Source organism: Desulfovibrio simplex, from assembly GCF_055387835.1.
In genome coordinates this window covers 618,103-643,341 of the sequence record NZ_AP042377.1, presented here as the reverse complement: position 1 = coordinate 643,341, position 25,239 = coordinate 618,103, and the positions used below count along the sequence as shown (strand labels likewise).

The 25,239-nt window shown below is 58.3% G+C and carries 19 protein-coding genes; all 19 read right to left on the bottom strand.

The genetic code is table 11. From position 1 onward, the window contains the following. Positions 1 to 55 precede the first annotated feature (55 nt). The 19 genes from ACZ5DH_RS02575 to ACZ5DH_RS02485 all read right to left on the bottom strand — a co-directional run bounded on the left by ACZ5DH_RS02575 (position 56) and on the right by ACZ5DH_RS02485 (position 25,193). The gene (locus ACZ5DH_RS02575) at positions 56 to 1,645 is read right to left on the bottom strand and encodes a bifunctional metallophosphatase/5'-nucleotidase (protein WP_464255594.1); all 1,590 of its coding nucleotides are present in this window, start codon (positions 1,643 to 1,645) and stop codon (positions 56 to 58) included. A 10-nt stretch (positions 1,646 to 1,655) separates the two neighbouring features. Beyond that, complete coding sequence (locus ACZ5DH_RS02570; RefSeq protein ID WP_464255593.1) at positions 1,656 to 2,696, bottom strand: energy transducer TonB; 1,041 nt, start codon at positions 2,694 to 2,696, stop codon at positions 1,656 to 1,658. After that, entirely contained in the window at positions 2,693 to 3,451 is a 759-nt protein-coding gene (locus tag ACZ5DH_RS02565; RefSeq protein WP_464255592.1) for an ABC transporter ATP-binding protein, read from the bottom strand. The genes ACZ5DH_RS02570 and ACZ5DH_RS02565 overlap by 4 nt, the downstream gene beginning before the upstream one ends. After that, positions 3,448 to 4,455 carry a FecCD family ABC transporter permease gene (locus tag ACZ5DH_RS02560; RefSeq protein ID WP_464255591.1) on the bottom strand — a complete coding sequence of 336 codons (1,008 nt, stop codon included), beginning with the start codon at positions 4,453 to 4,455 and terminating at the stop codon, positions 3,448 to 3,450. The genes ACZ5DH_RS02565 and ACZ5DH_RS02560 overlap by 4 nt, the downstream gene beginning before the upstream one ends. Continuing rightward, entirely contained in the window at positions 4,442 to 5,488 is a 1,047-nt protein-coding gene (locus tag ACZ5DH_RS02555) for an ABC transporter substrate-binding protein (RefSeq protein ID WP_464255590.1), read from the bottom strand. Before ACZ5DH_RS02555 ends, ACZ5DH_RS02560 begins: the two co-directional genes overlap by 14 nt. Before the next feature lie 365 nt (positions 5,489 to 5,853). Beyond that, positions 5,854 to 7,926 (bottom strand): TonB-dependent receptor, encoded by a 2,073-nt coding sequence (locus ACZ5DH_RS02550; RefSeq protein ID WP_464255589.1) that lies wholly within the window; start codon positions 7,924 to 7,926, stop codon positions 5,854 to 5,856. A gap of 1,192 nt (positions 7,927 to 9,118) precedes the next feature. Next, positions 9,119 to 10,372, bottom strand: a complete 1,254-nt coding sequence (locus ACZ5DH_RS02545; RefSeq protein WP_464255588.1) for an NAD(P)-dependent malic enzyme — start codon at positions 10,370 to 10,372, stop codon at positions 9,119 to 9,121. Positions 10,373 to 10,588: 216 nt separating this feature from the next. Further along, positions 10,589 to 11,380: a fumarate reductase iron-sulfur subunit gene (locus ACZ5DH_RS02540; protein ID WP_464255587.1), complete on the bottom strand. Its 792-nt coding sequence runs from the start codon at positions 11,378 to 11,380 to the stop codon at positions 10,589 to 10,591. 14 nt (positions 11,381 to 11,394) lie between these two features. Continuing rightward, positions 11,395 to 13,251, bottom strand: coding sequence for a fumarate reductase flavoprotein subunit (locus ACZ5DH_RS02535; protein WP_464255586.1), 1,857 nt, complete (start codon positions 13,249 to 13,251; stop codon positions 11,395 to 11,397). An 8-nt stretch (positions 13,252 to 13,259) separates the two neighbouring features. Next, positions 13,260 to 13,889 carry a succinate dehydrogenase/fumarate reductase transmembrane subunit gene (locus tag ACZ5DH_RS02530; RefSeq protein ID WP_464255585.1) on the bottom strand — a complete coding sequence of 210 codons (630 nt, stop codon included), beginning with the start codon at positions 13,887 to 13,889 and terminating at the stop codon, positions 13,260 to 13,262. Positions 13,890 to 13,943: 54 nt separating this feature from the next. Beyond that, entirely contained in the window at positions 13,944 to 14,504 is a 561-nt protein-coding gene (locus tag ACZ5DH_RS02525) for a Fe-S-containing hydro-lyase (RefSeq protein WP_464255584.1), read from the bottom strand. 8 nt (positions 14,505 to 14,512) lie between these two features. Then, a complete protein-coding gene (locus tag ACZ5DH_RS02520; RefSeq protein ID WP_464255583.1) occupies positions 14,513 to 15,358 on the bottom strand; it encodes a fumarate hydratase in 846 nt (281 codons plus the stop codon). Between the two features lie 68 nt (positions 15,359 to 15,426). After that, the gene (locus ACZ5DH_RS02515) at positions 15,427 to 16,749 is read right to left on the bottom strand and encodes a dicarboxylate/amino acid:cation symporter (protein WP_464255582.1); all 1,323 of its coding nucleotides are present in this window, start codon (positions 16,747 to 16,749) and stop codon (positions 15,427 to 15,429) included. Positions 16,750 to 18,277: 1,528 nt separating this feature from the next. After that, positions 18,278 to 19,372, bottom strand: coding sequence for a radical SAM protein (locus ACZ5DH_RS02510; protein ID WP_464255581.1), 1,095 nt, complete (start codon positions 19,370 to 19,372; stop codon positions 18,278 to 18,280). Between the two features lie 91 nt (positions 19,373 to 19,463). Next, the gene (locus ACZ5DH_RS02505; protein WP_464255580.1) at positions 19,464 to 20,423 is read right to left on the bottom strand and encodes a hypothetical protein; all 960 of its coding nucleotides are present in this window, start codon (positions 20,421 to 20,423) and stop codon (positions 19,464 to 19,466) included. Further along, entirely contained in the window at positions 20,410 to 21,474 is a 1,065-nt protein-coding gene (locus tag ACZ5DH_RS02500; RefSeq protein WP_464255579.1) for a geranylgeranyl reductase family protein, read from the bottom strand. The genes ACZ5DH_RS02505 and ACZ5DH_RS02500 overlap by 14 nt, the downstream gene beginning before the upstream one ends. Further along, positions 21,461 to 23,155, bottom strand: coding sequence for a lipoyl protein ligase domain-containing protein (locus ACZ5DH_RS02495; RefSeq protein ID WP_464255578.1), 1,695 nt, complete (start codon positions 23,153 to 23,155; stop codon positions 21,461 to 21,463). Before ACZ5DH_RS02495 ends, ACZ5DH_RS02500 begins: the two co-directional genes overlap by 14 nt. Before the next feature lie 337 nt (positions 23,156 to 23,492). Further along, positions 23,493 to 24,764, bottom strand: coding sequence for a (Fe-S)-binding protein (locus ACZ5DH_RS02490; RefSeq protein WP_464255577.1), 1,272 nt, complete (start codon positions 24,762 to 24,764; stop codon positions 23,493 to 23,495). A gap of 3 nt (positions 24,765 to 24,767) precedes the next feature. Further along, the gene (locus tag ACZ5DH_RS02485; protein WP_464255576.1) at positions 24,768 to 25,193 is read right to left on the bottom strand and encodes a glycine cleavage system protein H; all 426 of its coding nucleotides are present in this window, start codon (positions 25,191 to 25,193) and stop codon (positions 24,768 to 24,770) included. Between the last annotated feature and the right edge of the window lie 46 nt (positions 25,194 to 25,239).

Below are 25,239 nucleotides of genomic sequence, written 5' to 3'. Positions count from 1 at the left end.
CGTTGTGGCGGCTGCCGCCTTCGCGTCAGCAGAGCAATTTCAAAGTGAAATTGCTCTAACGAGCCTCGCCCGAGTTAAACGCCGCCTCCGCCGCTGCCTTGTCCGCAAAAACGAACAAATTCCTGCCCGTCCTCAGGGCCTCGGCGTCAACACCCTTTTTCAACTGTTTTTCCAACGCATCCACAAGGTTTCCACGATCTTTTTTTATTGGCAGTTCCATATTTCTGGCCATAAACCCGTTAAGGGCCACCCGGTACATTTTGTCCGGCTGGAGTGGTTCCCCGCTCGTGAGGCGAAGCCCGGCCACATGCAGGGCGTCGTCCCCATCCCGCCAGGCCCAGACATCAAGTCCGTAAAACTGCGGCAAGCCACGTCCTCCGTGTCCGATACCGCGCATGAACACATCGGCAATCTGCTTGCCTGTCATTTCGGCGGCAACAAGCCTGTCGTCAAAGGGCAGAACATCGAGCAGGTCACGCCGATGCACAGGCCCGCCGGGCAAACCCGCGCGTATGCCGCCAGGAGTGTGCAGGGCGATGGCAGCCCCGGCAGCCTTTGCCATGCTTTCGCAAATGAGGCGGCCCAGCGGCGTGCTGTCCTTGCGTAAATGCCTGTCCTTGAAAACACTGTCGTCGGGAGATGTGAAAATAACTTCCTCAAGGCCCTGTGCGGCATCAATCTGCCGTATGCTGTCCGTCATGGCCCTGTCCGGCACAACGTCCGCCACGTCAGCGTACGACTTGAGCGCCATGTCGCCCTTCTTGCCGTCAAGGGTGATCACCATGAAATGCTCAAGGTAGCGCCCGCCGTTGCCGTACATTGCCCCGTAGTCGCGGTTCGGGGCCACGGCCTTGTGGCTGTGCCCGTCTGCCACAAAATCCACGTTGGGCACGGCGGCCACATCAGGCCCGGTGATACGGCCGTCCTTGTCGCCTTTGGGCCCGGCATAGCCAAGGTGGCTCAGCACGATGACCACATCCTGAGGCCTGTCATACGGCGCAAGAGACTGCGTCAGCCGGTCAATAATGGTTTTTTTGGTGGCCGCGGGGGTTGGCTTCAAGTCGAAGTCGTAGTCCGCCAGCGCCTGACGCAAGCCGGGTTTCACGGAATATGGCGTGATGACGCCTGTGACGATGACGCGCATACCCTGTGGATTTTTTGCTGTTTCATCATAAATGACCACAGGCTCTGTGACCATGCCGGGAGGATCGGCCTCCTTGTACGTGAGATTTTCGGCCACGGCGTCAACCTTGCCGGGGCTGTTTTCACGTACCAGGCGCAGCAATTCATTGCCATAGTACAAAGGGCCTTCAGACAGGGTATAATCAAAGGCGTGGTTGCCCGGCGTGAGTACGCGGTAGCCCACCTGCCCCATAAGCTTTGCCACGGAGCGCCCCTGGTCGATCTGCGCAAAGGCGCTGCCGCTGAAGGCGTCTCCCGCATCCAGGATAAACACCGTGTGGCCCTCGGCCCGCGCGCCATCGGCCAATGCCTTGAGCCGGGCATAACCGATGTTCTTTTTTTCCGGATTGTCGGCCACATAGCCATGAACATCATTGGTGACAAATATTTTTACATCCGCCAGAACGGGGACGGCGGAACAAAAAAGCAGAAAAAGAAAAAGCAGAGTTCTTGCAATAACCATAACTACCTCGCTACCTCAGGCTGAACTGCACGGGCATGATCACGCGCGCCGCCTCCGGCGGCGCTGCGAAGGGCGCCGCACTGCGCACCGCCTCAAGGGCGGATTCGTCCAGCAAAGAGTAACCGCTGCTTTTACTGACCGCAACATCCCTGACCCTGCCGTCCTGCTGTATGGTAAACGACACGGTCACCATGCCCTGGATTCCCATGCGTTTGGCCTGCGGACTGTAGACCAGATACTGCCTGACACGTTTTTTGATGTACTCGTAATTTCCCTTCAGATATCCGGCAGAACCTCCCTGCCCGGCAGCGCCGCTTTCATCGCCGCCTTCACCGCCCTTTTGCCCTGCCTGACCGCCACTCTGGCCGCCACTCTGGCCGCCAGCCTGACCGCCGCGACCCGCTGCCATGCCGCCCCCTTCATGGCCGGGGCTTGAGACTTTTTCACCCTGCTGCCCAAGGCCATGGCTGGCTGGCCGCGCCTGCTCGCGCGAGGGCTTTTTCGCGGAGGGAGTGGCGGGCTGGTTGGCTGGCTGCGGACGGGTGTGCTGGGAGGCGGCGGGCTTGTCTTTTGGAACGGGCTTTGCCGTGCGCACAGGGATAGCCGCGTCCGGCACAGGAACAGACGGCTCAGCAGGGGCGGCCTCTGCACGCTGCGTCACGTGATCAGCGGCAGGCACAGCCTCCTGAACAGGCGTGACGGCGGGAGGCTCATGGGCCTTGGCATCTGTAGAGGATGTGGATTCGAGCGCTGAGGTGGCTGCGGCATCGGCGGCATTCGCGTCACCGGGCAACACGGCCCCGGAACCAGCGCCGCCCGAATCGCCGGGCAGTCCGCCCAGCAGGCTGACCGTGATATATCCGCCCGCGCCACCGCCCTGCCCCGCGCCCGATGCGGGAACAGCCAGAAACCACAAGGCGGCGATCGCGACCGTATGGAGCGTCAAAGAAAGCAGAAAGACCAGCACATTGCCGAAAATTACCGACTTGCCGCGCGCCTGCGCAACCTGGGGCATGCCGAGGGCGGCTTCTTCAACATCTGAATGGCTCATGGCGCACTGGTCCCGGTCAGGCGCATCCATGCTTCGGCCCTGGGCGGCAGTTCATAGAGCTTGCGCACCTGATCTTCGGTAATGGTCGATGCCACAGCGCCATCCGCCACCAGTATGCCGTCTTTCAACAGCACGGCCCGCCCGCCGAGGTAGACGGCCTGTTCCGGATGGTGCGTGGTGAGCAGAATAGCTGGACCCGATGCGGCCAGTTCGCCAATAAGGTCAAGCAGATGAAACTGATTGCCATAATCCAGGCCCGTGACGGGCTCGTCCATCACAAGCGCCCCGCAGTCCTGCGCCAGAGCGCGCGCGATCAGCACCATCTGGCGTTGCCCGCCGGAAAGCTCCAGATACGACCTGTCCGCCAGATGGGTCAGGCGCACTTTTTCCAGCGCGGCCATGGCCTGTTGGCGGTCTTCGGCGGAAAACCGCAACCAGGGGCTGCGCGCGGTGCGGCCCATGAGCACCACATCCAGCACCTGAAAGCCAAAAACCCCGGCATGCTGTTGCGGCACATAGGCGAGGCTGCGGGCCAGACTGCGCCTTGGGATTGTTTCCAGAGGGCGGCCGTCCAGCAGGATACTGCCGGGCGGCGCGGGCAAAAGCCCAAGAAGCGCCCTGAGCAGCGTTGTTTTGCCGCAGCCGTTGGGGCCAAGCACATTGACCACCTCGCCCCTGTCTACGTGCAGGGAAATATTTTTCAGCACCGGAGGGGCACTGTGATAGCTGACGGTAAGATTGCGGATTTCTATCATCGTCGTTTCCAGTCGTACCACAGGCTGAAGGCAAAAAGCGGCATGCTGATGAGTGATGTGGCAATGCCCAGCGGCAGTTCCACTGTCCAGACCGAACGTATGAGCGTGTCTGTGAGCAGCACAAAAAGCGCCCCGCCAAGGGCTGACGCTGTCAGCCCCACCCTGTTGTCCGGCCCGCTTATGAAGCGCATGACATGCGGAATGACCAGCCCCACCCAGTTGACGACCCCGGCAAGCACCACGGTAAGCGAACAGATCAGGGTGGCCGCGCCGATGAGGCGCAGCTTCATGCCCGTACTCTGCACGCCTAGGGCGCGGGCCTCGTCGTCCCCCATGGCGAGCGCGTTCACCGCCTTGCCATTGAGGCAGATATAGGCCAGCCCGGCCAGCATGAGAGGGGCGCTCCAGGCCAGATGGCGCGGTTCCGCGCGGGACAGCGTGCCCATAAGCCAGTACACAAGTTCCGGCAACTGGCGGTTGGGGTCGGCCACATACTGCACAAGCGAGGTCAGGGCCACAAAGAACGAACTGCTCACAAGGCCGCCCACCACAAGGGCCAAAAACCGCGCTCTGGGATAGAGCCACGCGAAAAAGAGCGAAAGCCCCACGCCCAGCGCGCCGCCAGCAAAGGAAAGGGCCTGCGTCAGCGGCCAGGAAGAAAAAAACACAATGCCAATGGCCGCGCCAAAAGCGGCCCCGTGCTGCACGCCCAGTATGCCCGGCGATACGAGGGGATTTTGAAACATGTTCTGGTACACCGTCCCCGAAGCGGAAAGACAGGCTCCCACCACCAGGGCCGAACCGATGCGCGGCAGACGCAGGTCAAAGAACAAAAAAAGCTGCCGGCTCTGCTCTTCATTCAAGGGACGCCCCGCCCACGCGTCCATCAGGCTGCGGCAAAGATCGCCCAGGGCCAGCGGGTAACGGCCCATGGGCAGGGCAAACACGATGGCCGCCAGCAGGAGCAGGCTCAGTACGAGCAGGATTTTTTTAGAATGTGCCATACGGCTCAAAAAAGTCATTCACCTGGGCATCATCAAGCTCCAGGTTGAAAAAAAGTTTCATAAAGTGCCTGCTCTCCGCCTTGATGTCCACAGGGTAGAGGTCGGGATGCAGTTTGTTTGCAAGCCACTGCACGCCCAGCAGCCGCATGTAGGTGGCGGGACGCTCCAGCCAGCTGAACGGCCCGCGCGGGATAAAGTACACCTTGCCCTGGCGCACGGCGGAAAGGGCCGCCCATTTGGAGTCTGTGGGGATGCGGCGCATGAGCGCCGGATGAAAAACCAGTATGACTTCCGGGTCATAGGCCATCAACTGCTCAAAGGTCACGCGCAAAAAGGCTTCCTCCGCTCCGGGCGGGCAGTCATGCACGCTCATGGCCCCGGCGGCGGCAAACACCTCTGCCCTCTGCGACTTACGGCAGACGGAGGCCAGACCATCGGCCTCAAGGGCCACATAAACCCTTGTCCATTTTTCCCTGGGCAGCTCCCGCATGGCGTGGGACACTTTTTCAAGCGTCTGCGCTGCATAGGCAGCCAACGCCGCCCCACGCTCCTCACGGCCATAAGCCCGGCCCATGGCCAGAAAACAGGAGGACATGTCCGCCATGCTCGCGCCGGGCACGCTGGTTACCTGCATGCCAAGGCTGGTCAGGGTCTGTTCAATGGGCAGGCGGTCGTGCGGGCCCATAGACAGGTAAAAGGCTTTTTTGATGCCGCTGGCCAGCAGCATTTCCCTGTCGGGGATGAACCCCTGGCCGTACCAGCCACCCAGAACCGGCAGATTGTGGTACCGGGCGGGGATGAATTTTTTTTCATAATCCCGAAGGGGCGTATTCCAGCCAGCCAGCAGCTCCGGCGCAAAGGCGTACAGCGTAAATGTGGAAGGCGGGGTGGCGCAATACACGCTGCGCGCATCCTCCACCGCCGCTCCGCTCTCTGACGCGGCAGAAGAGCCCGCCGCAGCGCCGACGCGGCACGGCATGACAAGCATGACAAACAGCACAAGCAGCCCTGAGGCAAGTAATCGGATCTGCACAGTCACCATCCTTTCGGCATGTCGCCCCGGCCCTCCAGGTAAGCGGAGCACCAGACCAGCGCTTTGCGCCCTATGTTGCGCCGATGTTACGTCGACGTTGTCCCCACGGTACGGCTACCTCTATGAACGCAGGATGCGCTTCAGCCGTTACACGCATGGCAACGGCTGAAGCCGCAGATTTCACAGTAAGTCAAGCATATCAGAATCAGCGCTAGGGGAGCACTGATTAAAGAGCCTCCTGGAAACGCGCAGTTATCTCGTTTGGCAAGGCGCGATCTTTTTTGAAGCAGGAGTGGACTCTTCCGTCCTCGACTGTTTCAAAAAAAGTGAAGCAACGCCGCCAAACGGAATAAATCAGCGTTTCCCTAGAAATTGGCGCTCACGCCCACAAAGTAGCTCCGGCCCGGTTCCGGATAATAGGCGCTGTACGCATATTCCTGGTCAAACACGTTTTTCACGCCAGCTTCCACCGAGAAGTTCTTGTTGATGTCATACACCGCCTTGATATCCGCAGTGGCAAAGTTGGGAGACTTTCTGTACGGGACGTCATCAGCGGAGGTATTCCAGTAAAAGCCGCTGCTGATGTTGAGCTGGGGAATGATGGATAACCCTTCCACAGGAGTGATAACTCCATAAAGGGTACTGGTTATTTCGGGCAGTTGGGCAATCTTTTCATCATTGGTGCAGTTATTCCAGCGCATATAGTTGAACACAGCGCCCGCGCTGAAGTACTGACTGATAACGGCCTCCGCCCCAGCCTCAAAGCCATAGAATGTGGCCCTGCCGAGGTTTTCAAAAGTTACGTTCGGCTTAACCCCCTTGGACGTGATCATGTCGCTGACGTCGCTGTAGTACACGCTGGTGTTGAGCTTGAGCCAGTCGCTGACAAGGCCCTTGTAGCCAAGCTCATAATGATAGGCGTGTTCGGGGTTCAAATCGGGATTGGCAGGAGCGTCGCCAATTCTCAGGAACCGTTCGCGCATGGTGGCGAACCGGGATTTTTTGGCAAAGGTGGCAAAAATTTCATGCTTTTCGGTAAGGTCGTAGAACGCGCCCACCTGGTAGTTGAACAGGGTCTTGGTGTCGTCCAGCCCTTTTTTATAAGAATTCATGGCATCTGTCGTATGGTCGCGGCTTTCAAGCGTCATGGGGGTCAGGGTGCTGAGGCTCGTGCCAAAAACAAGCGTCAGGCGCTCAATGGGTTTGAGGGTATATTCCGCGCCAAGGTCCCAGTACCCTTCCGAAATATGCTCATCCAGCTTCTCGCCGACGTCGGCCTTTTTCTTTTTTTGGTTTGGCTTCAGGCCGGTATCATCAAACACAGCGTAATCATTATACTCTTTGTGCGAAAGGATGCGGTAGCCGGCAGAGAGCGCCAGCTTGTTGGCCGCGTTGAAGGCATAGTCAAAGGTCAACTGCCCGCCGACCGTGTACTGATCGTACTTTTTATCAGGGTAGTCCCTTTTGGTCATGGCTATGTCGGTGTAGCTTTCAGACTTGTCCTGATGCCAGTCGTAGTACATCACGGCCTTGAGGTGGGCCTGCCTGCTCAGGTTAAAATTGGCGTTGGTATAGAGGCGGCTGGTTTCATATTCCGGCCAGTACCAAGAGCGCTGAAAGGGATATGCCTGCTTGCCGTCCGGCCCGGGGCGATACTCGGCGGCGTCGAAAGGCTGCCCTTTTTTAAAGTGTTGCCGCATGTAGCCGACCATGATGTCCACATCCTCACTGGGGGTCCAGCCGCCAATGATGTTGGCGCTCAGATTCTGATGGTCGGAGTTTTTGCGGCGTCCCGTTCCCTGGTAGGGTGCGGCGTCAAACCCTTCGGGCAGGGTGAAAAAATCCTGATTGTCATACACAAAGGTGCCTTTCAGGTAGTAACGTTCCTGTCGCGTGCCTATGCTGGTGGCAGCCATGCGGCCCTGATCGTGCATTCTGCGGTCAAAAAAATTCAGGTATTTCGCGGAAAATTCAAATTCTTTTTTGGGTTTGGCAGTGCGCAGGTTCACCACGCCAGCCAGGTTGTTGTTGCTCGCAAGCAAGGGAGAACTGTACCCCTTTGAGACGTCTATGGATTCAAGGCCATAGGTCAGGGTGTTATTGTAATCCCACTCGTTACGATACGCGGTGGCAATGGGTATATCGTCAATATACATGCCGACCTGATACCGGTTTGATCCACGGATGCCAATGGTGCCCTCGTTGCGGCCCCCGGTTGTCTGAAGATATACGCCCTGCACCCCCCTGAGGGCTTCCCACAGATTGATGGCCGTCTTTCTTTCCATATCTGTCTGGGTGATATGGTCAATGGTGTTTTTTGGTTCTGTCATCTCAAGCGGCGTCAACAAGACCTCTGTTGCCCCCTCCTCCTGCGCCCATGCCCCACTTGTCTGCAACAGCAGTATAACGAGCAGGAATACCACACGCCTACATCTCATATGCCCTCCAATTATTAAGATAACAGAACTAAAACACTGTCAGCACCCAGGCAGTGGACAGTTCGCTTCACCAGAACATACACCGTCAAATAAAAATTTTTATTTTACTTGATTACAGATGAGGATTTCAAGACGCAACTTGGTATCGGTATTTTTAAAAACGTGACCACACGATTTTTTTCGCCACAAAACATATTCATTCACTATGTGTTTATAAGTACGCAATTGTCAGAGTGTAGTGTTTATACAGAGAACGTAATAGTGCCAGCTGAATTTCCCGCAGTCTTCGCCACAGCGCCCGGAATTCACCCCACAAAACGCAATCAGCCCCGACAAGATGCCGGAGCTGATTGCGGGGTCGCCCAAAGACTGGCGACGGCATAGCGGATAAAGAGCGTGGACAGGCTGGCGGAACAGCCCCAGGAGCATCATTGCCTTCCAACGCGCCGGCGCCTGCCGCACCGCCACACGCCCATTGCAAACTGAAATGCCACTGGAGTAATTTCATTTTGAAATTACTCCAGTGGCTGCGTGAGCAAACGCCCCCCGCGAAGGCGTTAACGCAGTCGCAACCTTTGCTTTAGCCGTTGTGACGCAGGTTTAAAGCGTTGTGACGCAGGCTTAAAGCGTTGTGACGCAGCAAACTACGCTTGAAGACAGCATGCGTAACGACACGGCTTGTCCCTTACAATCGCTGTCGCCATCCGTAGCGATGCTGTCCTGCCCCGTAAGACGGTTCCGTCAACGGTTCAGGCAAGCACTGCGGGCGCGTTAGCCGTTGCAGCGTCAGCGGCTTACGGATAACGACAGCGACTCTTTGAGTAAGATTTTTGCGTAACTCATTGCCGTCTTTATCCGTAGCTTCGCGGCAGTCGTTGGCGAGTCTGCGAGCCTTACGAATGGCGACAGCGATTGTATGGAGTGAACTGTGTAATTACTCAGGCTGTCTTTATCCGTAGCTTCATGCATCGCAACGGCTGAAGCCTGCGTCACAACGGCTAAAGCAACGGCTGCCGCGAAGACAGTACCGCTTATTTACTTGCGCGGTTAAGCGCTGGAGCGAGCGTATCTTGAACTTTGAGAATGCATATTCTCAAAGTTCATCTGCCCTGAAGGGCAAACACGGCTTCAGCCGCTGCCCGCAGGGGCAACGGCTGAAGAAGTTGCACGGAACAATCCGGGGCAAAAGACTTTACTTACGACCAGCAAGCCTTTTCTTAAGGTTTTCCGCCACAATGGCCGGGTCCACAGGGTTGCGGGCAATGCCGCTTTCTATGGCGGCGCGGGCCGTGGCGGCGGCCACTGCCGGAGCCACATCGGCATTAAGGGTTGAAGGTATGATATAGTCGGGCCGCAGTTCCTCCGGCTTGACCAGTTCGGCAATGGCGTAGGACGCGGCTATCTTCATGGCGTCATTGATGTCTGTAGCGGCCACGTCCAGAGCGCCACGGAAGATACCGGGAAAAGCCAGCACATTGTTTATCTGGTTGGGGCAGTCTGAACGCCCCGTGGACACCACCCGAGCCCCGGCGTCCAGCGCGCGCTGGATGGGCCAGATTTCGGGGATGGGGTTGGCCTGGGCAAAGACTATGGGATCCTTGGCCATGCTGTGGATCATGTCTTCAGTAAGGGTGTTGGGTGCGGAAACGCCGATGAACACGTCCGCCCCCCTGATGGCCTCGGCCAGACCGCCCTTGACCTTCTGCGGATTGGTGCGCCGGGCTATGTCCTCCTTGTACGGATTCATACCTTCGGTGCGGCCTTCGTAGATGGCCCCGCGCGTGTCGCACATGATGACATTCTTGAGGCCCATGGCCATGAGCAGCCTGATGATGGCAATACCTGCCGCACCCGCGCCGCTGGTGACCACAGTAATATCTTCCAGCTTCTTGTTGACGACCTTGAGGGCATTGATAAGCCCGGCCAGAGTCACCACGGCGGTGCCGTGCTGGTCGTCGTGAAAGATGGGGCCCTTGAAAACGCCGTTTTTCTTGAGGGCATCCTCAATGACAAAGCATTCCGGCGCCTTGATGTCTTCAAGGTTCACGCCGCCGAAGGTGGGCGCCATCAGTTCCACAAGCTCGACGATCTTGGCTGTGTCCTTGGTGTCAACGCAGATGGGAAAGGCATCCACATCGCCAAAGGTCTTGAACAGCAGGCCTTTGCCCTCCATCACAGGCATGGCGGCGCAAGGGCCTATGTCGCCCAGACCCAGCACCGCCGTACCGTTGGACACCACACAAACAAAGTTGCCGTGGTTGGTGTACACGTCCAGCATTTCAGGATTACGGTTTATTTCCATGCAGGGCTCAGCCACGCCGGGCGAATACGCAAGGGTGAGATCATCGGCATCACGCACGGGCACCTTTACGCGCACTTCAATCTTGCCCTGAAAATCCTTATGCAGGGCCAGCGCATCCTCACGCAGATTCTTTATACGGGACATGAATTTCTCCTAACATATTCTGACATTCTATGTAGTTGCGCCAACAGGCCCGATTCGTTCCTGTTGGCGCACAGTGAGAGCGGGTCACCTTTAAGATACATTCCCCAAGGTTACGGCACGACTGCTACGGCACGTAACAGCGCGCAGACTGTGCTTACGCCTTCACGGCGGACACCGCTCGCGCGGGTGCCAGAGCAGCTTCACGGTAAACGTGCCCTAGCCCTTGCCGCTGCAATGCGAATGGCCGCAGCCCTGCATTTTTTTACGCAGGAATTCCGGCAGGATGCCCCGCACGGATTCCATGCTCACCATACGCCGCATGATGCCCAGCTGGTCGTGCAGGGGCAGTTGCTTGGGGCACACGCTGTCACAGGCCAGCAGGCCCATGCAGCCGAAAACACCCTGGTCGTCGCCGATCAGGTCGTAGTAATCGGCCGGGGTGCGGTTGTCCCGGGGATCGATGTAGAAGCGGGCCATACGGTTGATGGCCGTGGCCCCGATGAAGTCTTCACGCATGCGGGCCGTGCCGCAGGCCGCCACGCAGCAGCCGCACTCGATGCACCTGTCCAGCTCGAATATCTGGGTGGCGAGTTCATTGTCCATGCGTTCTTCCTGTGCCGCCGGATCAAACTCCTTGCTGGTGTGTATCCACGATTCGATCTTCTGGCCCACATTGCGAAACCACGTGCCCGTGTCCACGGAGAGGTCGCCCAGCAGTTTGAAGACCGGCAGGGGGTGCAGGGTTATGTGGTCCGGCAGGTCGCAGGTTTGCGTATGGCATGCCAGACCGGGCCGCCCGTTGATCACCATGCCGCAGGAGCCGCAGATGCCCGCGCGGCAGCAGAAATCAAACTGCAAGGAGGCGTCCTGCTTTTCGCGGATGAGATTCAGCGCGATAAAGAGCGTCATGCTTGGATGCTCTTCAAGCTGAAACTTCTGCATATGCGGGTATGAACTGGCATCCAGTGGATTATAGCGGAATATCTCGAACGTAAGATTGCGTCCCATTGAGCTTGCCTCCCTTAGCCTTTCTGGTCGTAGGGAACGATCTGGTCTTCCCTGATGTCGCCCTGGATGATCTTGCCGCCGCCATAGCCCCGGTCGCCCGGAGGCAGAATGAAGAATGGCGTGGCAGGCTCATACCGGAGCGTGGGGAGGCTGTCGCCCTCGTTCCAGTAGGCCAGGGTGCGCACAAGCCAGTCCTTGTCGTTGCGTTCCGGATGATCCTCGCGCGCGTGCGCCCCCCGGCTTTCAGTGCGCATAAGCGCACCGTAGGCCGTGCACAGGGCCAGTTTGAGCATGCCGGGCACCCGCAGGGCCATAGAAAGCTCCGCATTGGGGCCGGGGATGTCGCCGCTGGCGAGGCGCATGTTTTTGCAGCGCTCAAGCAGGTTTTGCAGTTTGACCACACCTGCTTCCAGATCCTTGCCATTACGGAAGATGCCGACGTGTTCCATCATTACGTCCTGCATCTCGTTGCGCAGCGTGTAGCAGTCGTCGCCCGTGCCACGCAGCAACGCGGCGACGCGATCCTTGACCTTGATGGCGGCGGCCTTCATTTCGGCTGTGGAAAACACGGTTTCGTAGCCTTGCAGGAACTCCACCAGCTTTTTGCCCACAATGCGCCCGGAGACGATGGTTTCGGCCAGGGAGTTGCCGCCCAGGCGGTTGAAGCCGTGCATATCCCAGCAGGCAGCCTCGCCGGCGGAGAACAGCCCCTCAAGCCCGTAGGCGTGGCCATCCTTGTTGATGCGCACGCCGCCCATGCTGTAGTGATGGGTGGGCCGCACGGGAATGAGCTGATGTATGGGGTTCACGCCAAGAAAATGGGTCGAGATGTCATACACTTCGCGCAGGTTTGTGGTGATGTGCTTTTCGCCCAGGTGCCGGATGTCCAGCCAGAGATGCTCGCCGTAGGGGCTGGGTACGCCGAAGCCCTTGCGCATATGCTCGGTCATGCGGCGCGACACCACGTCACGCGAGGCGAGTTCGGCCTTTTCCGGCTCATAATCCGGCATAAAGCGGTATTCATTCACGTCCAGCAGGGTGCCGCCGTCGCCACGGCAGCCTTCGGTCACCAGAATGTCCGTGGGCACCGTGCCCGTGGGGTGAAACTGCACGGCCTCCATATTTCCCAGAGGCACCACGCCCGTTTCAAGGGCCGCGATCTGACCGCCGCCGTCGCAGATGATGGCATTGGTGGTGGCCCTGTAAATACGGCCGTATCCACCCGTGGCGATAAGCGTTGCCTTGGCGAAGTACCCCACCAGTTCACCGGTGCGCAGGTCGCGGGCCACGCAGCCCATGCAGCGCTGACCATCATGCACCAGCACTTCGGCCTGCATGCGGTCGTGCACATTCACACCCAGTTGCAGCAGGCGGCTGTCCAGGGTGAAAAGCACGGCGTGGCCTGTGCCGTCCGAGGTATAGCAGGTACGCCACTTGGCGGTGCCGCCAAACGCGCGCGAATGGATAAGCCCTTCATTTTCCTTTTTTTCCGTAGCCTGAAAAGGCTTGCCGCCCTTGTAGTAGGTGTGCTCGCCGGGCACAACCCGGCTCCAGGGCACGCCCATCCAGGCCATTTCGCGCATGGCTATGGGGCCGGTTTCAGCAAACAGGCGGGCCACCTCCTGGTCGCAGCCCCAGTCAGAGCCCTTCACGGTATCATTAAAATGGATTTCCGGGCAGTCGCCCTCGCCCATGATCGAGTTGCCCAGAGCCGCCTGCATGCCGCCCATGGCGGCAGAGGAATGCGAGCGTTTGGGCGGCACCACGGAAAGACAGATAACGCTGAAGCCAGCCTGTGCGGCCTCCACCGCCACACGCTCACCGGCCAGACCAGCGCCAATGCACAAGACGTCACTTTCAAAAATACGCATACGCCCCCCTATCCCTGAAACCAGACGCGGGCCAAGGCCAGCGAGCCGAGCAACAGATAACAGCCCATGACAATCCAAATCCACTTGCGGCACATGTCCTTCGCGCTTTTGACGCAGACGCCGTACTTCACGGCGATGCGGTACACGCCGATGCCCGTATGCAGGATGACGCAGGGCAAAAAGACAACGTAGAAGGCCAGCCAGCCGCTGTGCAGGCGCTTGGCGCTACCTGCCACATTGATGGGAAGGTCTGTCATGATCGCGTATACGTGATAAAATACGCCGAGCAGGATGGCGATTGCCGTAAAGACCTGCACAAGCCACAACCATGTGTCAAAATCCTTCAAGCTTTTGCTGTGCCGCACAAAGATGCCAAGTTCATGCGCGCGAAAGGGCATCTTGCGTGCCGCTATATAAAAATGAAAAACAACCAGCAGAATAATGAGTGGGGCCACCAGATGGGTCAACCACGTGGCCTCAAGAAACCAGGCTATGCCATTGGTCAGCGCGGGGCTGAGCACCACCGTCCCCTCCAGCAGCAGGTGTACGCACACAAACAGCGCCAAAAAAGCACCTGTGGCGGCCTGCCAGAAGTCCAGGCGGGTTTTGCCCTCTGCGGAATTTCTGCTCAAAGCCATATGAACTCCTTGTGCAATGAAACGTAAACAGTCTATGGACGCACCACGTACCCGTCAGATCCGTCGGTACGGCGCCTGGCCAGCCTCGTAATAATTGCCGCCCATGCTGTCGATGACCACAATGGCGGGAAAATCCTCCACCTCCATTGCGGCGACCGCCTCGGGCCCCAGGTCCTCATAGGCCAGCACCGTATACTTCTTGATGCTACGGGCAATAAGCGCTCCCGCGCCACCCACGGCGGCCAGATAGGGTACGCCGAGTTCTTCCATAGCCTTTATGACGTCAGGACTGCGGTAGCCCTTGCCGATCATGCCCTTGAGGCCCTGCCTGAGCAGGCGGGGCGTATAGGCGTCCATACGGCCTGATGTCGTCGGCCCGGCCGCCCCGATGGCATACCCAGGACGGGCCGGACTTGGACCCACGTAATAGACAACCGCCCCTTCCAGGTCCACCGGCAAGGGCTCTCCCCTGTCCAGTGTTTCCACCAGCCTTTTATGGGCCGCATCGCGAGCGGCCAGAATGGTGCCAGAAATAAGCACCCTGTCGCCGGCGCGCAGTGAGCGGGCCGTAGTGTCGTCAAAAGGAGCGCGGATTTTTTTGACTTGGTCAGACATGGCCCCCCCTACAGGACGATTTCGGCGTGGCGCGCCGCGTGGCAGTTGATGTTCACGGCCACCGGCAGTGAGGCTATGTGGGTCGGTGCCCACTCCACATGCACCTTGAGGGCCGTTGTCACGCCGCCAAGTCCTTGCGGGCCGACGCCGGTTCTGTTGACCATCTCAAGCAGCTCATCCTCAAAGGCCGCATAGCGCGCATCCGCATTATGGCTCTGAAGGTCGCGGGCCGCTGCTCGCTTGGCGCACAGGGCGGCCATTTCCATAGTACCGCCAATGCCCACGCCCACGACCAGCGGCGGACATGAGTTGGGGCCAGCGGCCAAAATGGCGTCCAGAACCACCTTGCGTACCCCCTCAATGCCGTCAGCGGGCACAAGCATTTTGAGTACACTTTTATTTTCCGAACCCGCCCCCTTGGGAGCCAGACGCAGGCGCAGCCCGTCGCCTGGTACGATGCGGGCGTGCAGGACGGCCGGGGTGTTGTCTCCTGTGTTTTTGCGCTCAAACAACGGTTCGGACACACAGGATTTGCGCAAATAGCCGTCCGTGTAACCCCGGCGTACCCCCTCATTGACGGCGTCTTCAAAAGCGCCGCCCACTATGTGTACTTCCTGCCCAATCTCGGCAAAAACCACTGTGATTCCTGTGTCCTGACACAAGGGAATCTGCCCTTCAGCGGCAATGTCCGCATTTTCCAGTAACTGATCCAGTATGTTGCGACCCACGGGCGAAGGCTCGGCCTCGCGGGCTTTACGCATGGCTTCAACCATATCCGCAGGCAGCCGGTAGCAGGCCTCTACGGCCAGACGCGCCACTGCCTGCGCTATGTCGTTATAATGAATTTCTTTCATGACTCTCCCAGTCTGTTCGCTTGTGCCTCTTCAGTTGACGCCCAGCGCGCCATCAGTCCGGAAGTGGATCAGATGTCCGCCTTGCTTGCGGATATCTCGACTTCGGCATCGTCATCCATTTCGATTTCCTCCGTATACCCGTTAAGTTCGCGGCGCAACTTTTCGGAATCAAGATTGCCGGTCATCTTGGAAATAAAAATGGTGGCCACGCCGTTGCCCACAAGGTTGGTCAGCGCACGGGCTTCAGACATAAAGCGGTCAATACCGAAAATGACGGCGATGCTTTCCGGGGGAATTTTGCCAACAGAGCTCAACGTACCCGCCAGCACGATAAATCCGCCGCCAGTAACTGCCGCCGCTCCCTTGGAGGAAATCAGCAGGATGCCAAGAAGCACGAGTTCTTCGCCTATGGTCATGGGCGTATTGGTGGCCTGGGCCAAAAATACCGCTGCCATCGTCAGGTAAATTGCCGTGCCGTCCAGGTTAAAGGAGTAGCCTGCCGGAATAACCAGGTCCACGACGCTCTTGTTGCAGCCCACCTTCTCCATCTTGCGCAGCATGTTGGGCAGCACGGATTCGGAGGAAGACGTGCCAAGAACGATAAACAGTTCTTCCTTGATGTACCGGACGAACTTAAAGATGTTAAACCCGCTGAACAGGCCCACAACACCGAGAACCAGCACCACAAACATGATACTGGTGGCGTAAAAACACAGTATCAGTTCACCCAGCGCCAGTACGGAACCTATCCCTTCCTTGCCGATGGTAAAGGCCATTGCGCCGAAAGCGCCAATAGGCGCGACGCGCATGATGATATTGATGACCTTGAAAAGCACTTCAGAAAGGCTCTTGATAAGGTCAAAGCACAGCTGGCCCTTGCTGCCGCTGAAATTCAGGGCAAAGGCGAAGATGATGGCCACAAGAAGGACCTGCAATATCTCGCCGCTGGTAAATGCGGAAACAAAGGTATGCGGAATGATATTCATGAAAAAGTTTATAAGGTTATTGTCTTTGGCCTTGCCGGCGTATTGGGCGGCAATGCTTTTGTCGGCGGCGTCAAAGGTGCTCACGTCAACATTCATGCCCGCGCCGGGCTGAACCAGGTTTACGACCACCAGGCCGATAACCAGGGCCAGCAGGGTTATGCCGGTAAAGTATACGATTGCAAGACCGCCCGTTTTACCCACGGCCTTGATGTCATTCATACCCGCGATGCCTGTAACAACTGTGGAAAAAATGAGCGGAGCGATGATCATTTTGATCAGGTTGATGAACATTTTGCCCAGAGGCTGCATTTTTACCGCCATCTGCGGATAGAAATGCCCCAGCAAGATACCGATCATAATTGCAATCAACACTTGTACATACAGCACTCTCAAATACTTAAGCATACGTTCCACCTTTAAAGTAAATGCGGTTGAAGGCGTATTATGTAGAAACAGCGTCCAGAGGCCTCGCGGCTTTGCAGCCGGAAGCTTTTGCCACGGAACCGGACCGGGACATGCGCTGTCTCAGTTTTGCGTGTGCTTGTGGTAAGTCAGGCAGAATTGTTATCAGGCGTGCGGTGCTGCCCGCACGGGAGGACGCAGAGTGCGAAGCTTGCTTTTATCCGGCCACGTGGGAGTGTCGGACAGGGGGGATAATCCAAAACTTTCTAAGGGGTCGTTATGAAATATCTTTAAAAAAGCATGTTTAATCTGAGGCAGGTCTTCAACATCATACTTTGCCCATCCGGACATGGTGTTTTTTTGACTTTCCGAACAGTTTGAAGACTCTTTTGCGCTGCCAGTACTGATGCCTGGAGGCCAATGCGCATTCATATCAACTATAGCGAACAAAGAAAGACAGGTATTTTGCAGATCGACAGATTCACAGGATGGCACACTTCCACGTGATTGCAATATACTCGTATTTATTGCCAAATGAAGGCAAAAAATAACAGCAATAATTGCCGTGGAAAAAACCATCCCTCTGAACATCGTCACCCTCTCATAGAATTTTCACTTATGGATTAAATAAAACACAGAAAGAATAATCAATGCAATTAAATTATTTTTTTCACGTACATTTGCCATCCGTGATGGTTTTAATTTATATAAAATCAGTTGTAATACACCCTCATTAATCATTGAATTTTTAAACACTATCAATACAGAGTACGATTAAATCATATATAAAATACAATAGCACAAATTTAATTATATAACCATGTTACATATTTTATCATGTTGTCATACCATAATACCACTGAGGTTTGCAAATGAGCGGCTGCGTAGCGCCTTTTTGACAGGATCCGCACGGTGGCGACTTGTAGTAACCTACTGATGAAATTGAATTATGTCAGATGACTGTGGGTCGGCAGGTTCGCAGGCACAAAAAAGCAAAACGAGGGCACTTTACTCTCGAATAACATTCAACAAAGTTAATTTATTGAACAAAATTATAGCACTATGGTTCGGAAGAGGCGAACAGGGCACGCGGCCCCGTCCGCGCTACCAAGCCCAAATGGCTCATAATTCACGAATACAGGATGGTTGTGTGCAAACACCTGATGGCAGCCTGACTGCTCCGCAGTCTGCAAGGTTGAGGAGCGGCTCAAGCCTCCAAGGGTGACGCGCAACTCAGGAACGGGCAGTGCGTCGGAACGCGTAAGCAACGCATCGGAGATCAGGGATTGCCAGCACCACTGGAGCAGATTACCTTTGAAATGCTTTTCATCTCAATGTGTCATTCTGCCGAAAGTCGCATCGTTAGGCAGACTCCACGCCACGTTGTGGCGCGCCGCACTCTCGTGCAGCGATAGAGCATGTAACTTTGAAAAAAGTTACATGCTCTATCTGCGAACCGGAACAGGATGCCTGCCCGATCCTGTTCCGGATTCGCAGGGTGCGAAAAGGCCCTTGCGGCCTTTGCCGCAAATTACAAAGGCAAACCCATTTGCAGGCGGATATGGCGTACGTCCGCCTCTTCAGGCTTGAAGGGATAGTTGCGTATGCCAGGCCCTGGGCGCGAATTGGCATAGGGGCGGTTGCAGGCCACCTCGCCGTCGCGGCCCGTGCAGCCGCAGGTGCGGAAGGGCTCGCCAGTGTTGATGCATCCTTCCAGCGCGTCCTTTGGCAGCCCGTACCCGGTGATGGCCCGGCGCTGATTGTAAGTGAAGCCCTCGGCGCGGGCATGATCGTGATCAATGAGCCAGCGCGCCAGCTGGATGCGGCGGTACTGGTCAATGGGAGGCGGCAGATGCTCGGCCAGGGGCGACCCCCCTTCGGGGAAAAACGAGAACAGATGCGTATTGCCGCCCATATCATGCACACGCTGCATGGCGCGGCTCATCTCTTCTTCCGTTTCACCCATGCCGACCATAAAGTGTGAACCGGCCATGCCCTTGCCGAAAACGTCCAGGCTTTCTTCCAGGCATTGCCAGTAGCGTTCCCAGGAGTGCGGCCCCCCTACCCCGGCCCCACGGTACCGGGCGAAGAGCTCCGGCGTGGCGAGGTCGATGGCCACGCCTATCTTGTCCGCTCCGGCGTCACGGAATTCTTCCAGATGGCGGCGCGTCAGAATGGTCGGCGAGATGAGCAGAGAAACCGGAATGTCCACGGCCGCGCGCAAACGGCGGCAGATGTCCGCCGCGTCGCGCGGGGCACGGCTGTTGGTAAGCATGGATATGCAGATGCGCTTGACGCGCTCCTGACGCCGCAAAATGCCCGCAATGATTTCATCCACGGTAAAGGAGGGCCAGCTTACGCGGATGAAGCTCTTGATGGGCCGCTTTTCCTTGGCGCCTGAAAGGCCGCAGTAGGAACAGCGGGCCGCGCATCCCGAGCGGTAGGTCAAAAGAAGATTGACGCACGAAAGGCAGGCGTTGCGGTAAAAGCTGCCCGGCGCAAAGTCCAGCGTCATGGCGGCCGCAAGGCTCATGCGCACGACATCAGGGCTTTCTGGCGCGGGTTCCTGACCGCAAACGCCCTGGTCGGGGGAACATTGACTTTTCAACTCAGTGGCTTGGCTCATAGTATCCTCGCTGACTGCCCTTGAGCAGACGTTTTTTCCATATGCCCGTCACGTAGCGTCCGTGAGCGGATATCCTTTCCGTACCGGCCTTTCACCAGCCGACCGTGCCCTCGCCCATACGCACCGAGCAGCAGGTCTTGCGAAACTGCGTCTCAAGCCCCATGCTGGCCGCCAAGGCGACTGCCTCCTGCGAGGGCAGGGCCATGCGGTTGACCCCGGCCAGCAGGGCCAGCTCTTCCAGATCGGCGGCTCCCTTGCGGGGGCGGGCGCAGCCCAGGCTTATTTCCGTATCCGGCATGAGTTCCCGCGCCCGCAAAATGACGCCGCAGACCTCGCGCGCTCCTGGCGGGGCCATGCCCGCCATGTCCGTGCCGGGCAGGTTCATGCAGGCCACAATAACCAGCAGGGCCGGCGGACGCCGGGCAACTATTTCCAGAGCCCGGCTTTCACCGAGCAGCCTGCCGAAGTGCAGTCCGGCCACAATGTGCGGCACCACCGGCAGCCCTGCCCGGGCCAGCGCTTCAAGGCTGCTGTCCAGCAGCTCCGCGCCGTCTTCAAGATGATAGACCTTGTAATACGTTTCAGCGCTGCCGATGATGTCAATGAGGGCCTGATCCGCCCCGGCGCTTTTCAGATCCCGTGCGGTGGCCGCGTCCAGCATGCCGCAGTGGACGGACACAAAAAGCCCGGTCTGCCGCTTCACTTCGGCAATGGCGTGGATGAAATTCTTCCACGGAACCCTCCCCCGACCGTCGCAGCCGCCGGAAAGCAGCACTCCCTGCACGCCCTGCGCCTCAAGCGCCCTGCATTTTTCCAGCAGGCTGCCGGGCATGCTCACATCGGGCATGCTCTGCAACAGCGCGCCGCCGCAATGGGCGCAGCGCTGCGCGCAGTCACGGCCAGTGACGGAAAGCGCGGGGTATTGCCCCTGCACGCCGTCGCGCACAAACATGCCTGGCAGGTAGAACAGTATTTTTTTGCCGTGCCGCGCCCAGGAAAGCTCACGGGCCTGCTCCAGCTGCACGTCGTCCCAGTGGTCAAGAGGCCGCATAATATTCCCTGAATCCTATCCAGAATCTGTTTATGGACTGGTCCAGCACGCCGCTGTACCCTTCCCAGTCCAGCCTGCGCTTGTGGGCGTGGGACAGAACGTCGCCGTAAAAGTCGTTCCATTCGTCAGCGTAGCCCTGCAAGACATCCAGGCGGTTCTCCCGGACGGCGCGGGCGGCCCAGCGGCCAGCCATCTGCCCGCCCATGACGGCCTGAAAAATGCCCGCCCCTGTTATGGGATGGGTATGCCCCGCAGCGTCTCCGGCCAGCAGGATGTCGCCCGCCACGCAGGGCCTGGGCGGCCCGGCGGGTATCCAGCCGCCCGTGAACGACAGGGGTTCGTCGTACACCAGCCCAAGGGCCGACAGACCGCGCACAAAACGGCGCAGCACACGGCGCAGGCCGGGCGTGTGCCTTTGCCGCAGCATGCCGAGCCCCACATTGGCGACGTCGCCCTTGGGGAAAAGCCAGGCATAGCCGGCAGTGATGCTCTCATCAAAATATATGCAGGTATGTTCCAGGGTTTTGCGCAGGGGCAGGCGCACCTGTATGGACGGCAAACAATGGGTATTGGGCAGCCCGACCCATTGGGCCACACGCGAATGCGGGCCGTCTGCCCCGATGATGACCTTGGCCCTTATGCTGACAACCCCGCCAGTGGGCGTGGACAACATAATACAACTGCCCTGCCCGCCTTCACGGCCAAGAACGCTGTGCCCCAGCAGCACATGCGCCCCGGCATCCGCAGCGGCGCTGGCCAGCGCCTGATCGAATTTGTCACGGTGGATGACATAGCCCGGAGCCGCCATGTCCTGTATGCGGTGGCCGTGCAGGTAACTGCGCATGCCAAGCGTGGCCTGGGCGATATAGTCCCTGCCCACGTCAGCCTGGCCCACCAGCATGGCAGGTATGTATTCAGCGCAGCGCACGGGTACACCCACCGCGGCGCGGCGCTCCACAAGAGCCACGGAAGCTCCGGCCTGCGCGGCAGCCCTGGCGGCGCTGGAACCGGCGGGGCCAGCGCCCACAACCAGCACGTCATAGTGCAGCATGGGTCCTCCCAGCCTTTTCTGCGCCGGGCGTGACACCGGATGTGACGCCTGGCGCGCCTTCCTTTATGCCCTGGTGCCCGGCCCGTTCGGCCTGTCCGGCCTGCCCAGACAACTCGGTCTGTCCGGCAACCCGAAGAATATCATGCAGCAAGGCCATGTTCAGCATGGTCTGGCTGGAGAATTCCCCCCTGTGGGCGGCTTCGCTCTGGTCAAGGTCATAGCAGGTGGTATTTTCGATATCTATAAGAATGCCCGGCAAACCAAGGCGGGCGAAATCCTCCACATGCTTGATGTAGAAAGGCTGGCAGCAGCAGCCGATAAAGGCCGAAACACCCTGCCCCTTCATTTTCTCCAGCTCCCGCATGAGATGCTCGAAGCTGGTGATGCAGACAGTGCGCCATTTACGCTCGTGCCCCAAGGTCCAGGCGTCGCCCACAACACATTCACCGCAGGCGCGGCACGACCGGGTGAAGCGCAGGTCGCAGTCCTTGAGTTTGGCGCAGTACGGCAAGAGCAGCGCCTGCGGCCCTGCCGCCAGCACTTCGTCAAAACTGCCGTTGGTGGTAAAGATGCGGTTGCAGTGCTCAAGGGGGATGCCGTGGCGGGCAATGGCGGCCTTTTCCATAGCCATGCGCAGGGGAATGCAGATATCTTCCGCCCCCATGTCCGGTATGACGATTCTGCCATCCTTGAAGAAATCTTTTATGATGCCGCACAAATGGTCGCCGTCCAAGGGCTGACCGCGCAGGGCGGCCTCAAGGTCAAAAAGCGCCCGCGACGGAAAGGACAGAAAGTCACCGGTGATATACATATTCTTGAGCGTTTTTCGCGGCATGTTCAACTGCATGGTCACGCGCACAAGGCCGAAAGGAGACTTGCGCGCGCCCTGCACCACCTCTGTTTTTTCATAGGTGGGGCGCACCATGTCTATCCATTCCTGCGAGCGGAAATGCGGCAGCTTTTCGGCCAGCAGATCCTCTTCTTCCGCCGTGAGGCCGCCAGGCCTGAGCGTGATGCCCATATGCTGCTCAAAAGCCTCCACAAGGTTGCGCTTCACTTCCCTGGTTTCGGGCACGCGGCCCAGTTCCCAGGCAAGGCAGGTCACCCTTTTTTTGATGGAATCTATTTCCTTGGCCTTGAGCTTTTCCACAGGCACGCGCAGGCATTTGAGCATGGTTTCAATGTCGAAATCCACCAGCAGCGTGCCCTGGAACAAAAAGGCCGACTCGCAGTCCGTGCCGCCCGTGCCCGATATTTTGCGGCCCGCCACCTCAATGTCGTTGCGGGGCCTGAAGGCCGCGTCAATGCCCATGCCGCGCAGGGCCGTGATGGTGGGCTCGCACAGGCGGCGGAACAAATTGGCATTGGGGATGCCCACGCCGAAAAAAGACTTGGCGCAAATGATTTCCCAGCCAATCTGGTTTTCGTCAAAAAGCAGGCCGCCGCCGCCCGTGATGCGCCGGTTCACGTCAATGCCGTGCTCACGGCAGTAGGACAGGCGCACTTCTTCCTGCAGGGACTGATGAAAACCCACCAGCACCGTTGCCGGGCGGAATTGCAGAAAACGCAGGGTATCCCTGGAGTGTCCGCTTCCGCGCACCTCCACCAGCACTTCATCCAGAGCCATGTTTTCAGCCGCTGTCATGGGCGGCAAGTCCAGCAGTCGCCACTGCGATTTCATGAAACTACCCCTTGAAGTCTGGCGGGGAAGAACCGTCCCCGGCGGCCCGGGGGCCTTCTCCCCGGCTTTTTGAGATATAGAGCAGATTAATTTTGAAATGCTTCACATTCCAAAGTTTTCATTCAGCCGAAAAATACGATTCTCGGCTGAATCCACGCCACGTCGTGGCGCGCTGCACGTTCGTGCAGCGTTAGAGCATTTACACTTTTTCAAAGGTAAAATGCTCTAGTGCCTGTGGCGGCCCCGTTTGCGGCACGCCCCTGGCTGTCGCGTGAAAAACAACTACGCTGAACACGGGAGCCGGGGGAACACCTGAAACTCCCCCAGCCCCCGATCATTATCCCTGTGTTCCCGTAGCGCTCTCGGGCTGCGCCGTCCTGACGGCTTCGGCCGCAGCCAGAGCCTTGCGGCCAGCCTCTATGGACTTGGCCACAAGCTGACTCATGTCCATGACATCTATGTTGACCTTGTTACGCTTGGCGTAGGTCATCATGGTGCGGACACACTGCTGGCAGTTGGTTATAATGGCCTCCGCACCTGTGGCCACGGCCTCCTCGACCTTGCGCTTGGCCATGGCGGCGGAAAGATCAGGGTCGATCATCTCAAGGTTGCCACCGCCCCCGCAGCACAGGCAATGCTCGCGGTTATGCTCCATCTCCACCAGAGTGAGGCCGGGGATGCGGGCCATAATCGCGCGCGGTTCGTCAAAAACACGCCCGCCGCGTCCAAGGTCGCAGGGATCGTGATAGGTGACGGTCATCGGCAGTTCACCAAGGGGCAGCCTGTTTTCAAGAACGAGCTGGGCCACCATTTCAGAGGCGTGGACCAGTTCGAATTCCGGAGGATAGGCTTCGCGCCAGATCTGGTAGCAGGACGGGCAGGTGAACACCACCTTGCGCGCGCCGCGAGCCTTGGCCGCAGCCACGTTGTGGGCGATGATGGCGGGCAGCCCTTCGCTCTGGCCCGAGCCCTGCAAAGGAAACCCGCAGCACCACTCGTCCCCTGCCATGATGGTGAAATCAACGCCGCCAGCATCCAATATTTCCACAAAGGCCATGGGGATCTTCTGGGCCAGCGGAAAGTAGGCGCCCACGCAACCCGTGAAATACACCACCTCGGCGGAGTCCTTCACACAACCGCCCTTGGGGGGCTTGCGCATGTCGTCCACCCAGTCGCCGCGCTCGTCGTTATCCTCGTCAAAGACGTTGTGGCTGCCGTCGAGGTTGGCGCGGATCATGCGTATCTTGTCGGGCGCATCGCCAGTGCGCGAGAGTTCCTCACGCAGGGACAGCCACATGTCCTTGAGGGGCAGACCGGCCGGGCAGACCTCTTCGCAATCGCCGCAGAGTGAACAGCGAAAAACGGAGAGGCCATAGTCCTTGAGCACCTGCGGCGTGGCCAGAGGTTCCCGGCCAAACATTTCGTTGAGCGCCTTCCAGAAGAAATTGCGGTCGCGCAGCAGTTTTTTCAGGTTGTGCATGCGCACCTGGGCCGAGAGGTCCGCATCGCCCGAGGCCGCCACGGCCGGGCACACGGTGAGGCACTGGCCGCACTCGGTGCAGGCGTCCAGGGCCATACGCTGCCTGATGCTGAATGCTGACTGGCGCATGATTTAGTCCTTCTTGAATTTCTTGATATCCTCCAGCAGCCAGGCCTCGATAACGTCCTTGCCGCCGTGGATGAGGGTGTTGATCTGGCTCATGTCCACAGGCCTGATCTTGTACATCCAGCCCTTGCCATAGCAGTCGCCGTTGATGAGGGAGGGGTTGGCCTCCAGTTCTTCATTGACGGCGCTTATTTCACCGTCCGCCGGGCTGTAGACCGTGCCCAGCCATTTGCCGGATTCCACCTTGGCGAACTTCTTGCCCGCCGTAACGACCTTGCCCACAAAGGGCAACTGCACAAACACTATCTGCCCGGCCAGCTTTTCAGCAAAGTCGTCCATACCTATGACCAGTTCGTCGCCGTCAACACGGGTCCAGAAGTGGTGTTGGTCGTAATACAGTTCCTCGGGCATATTGTAGCCGGCAATTTCCATAACAGTCTCCTTATGTGGTTCCGGGGCCAGGGCAATTTCACTTTGA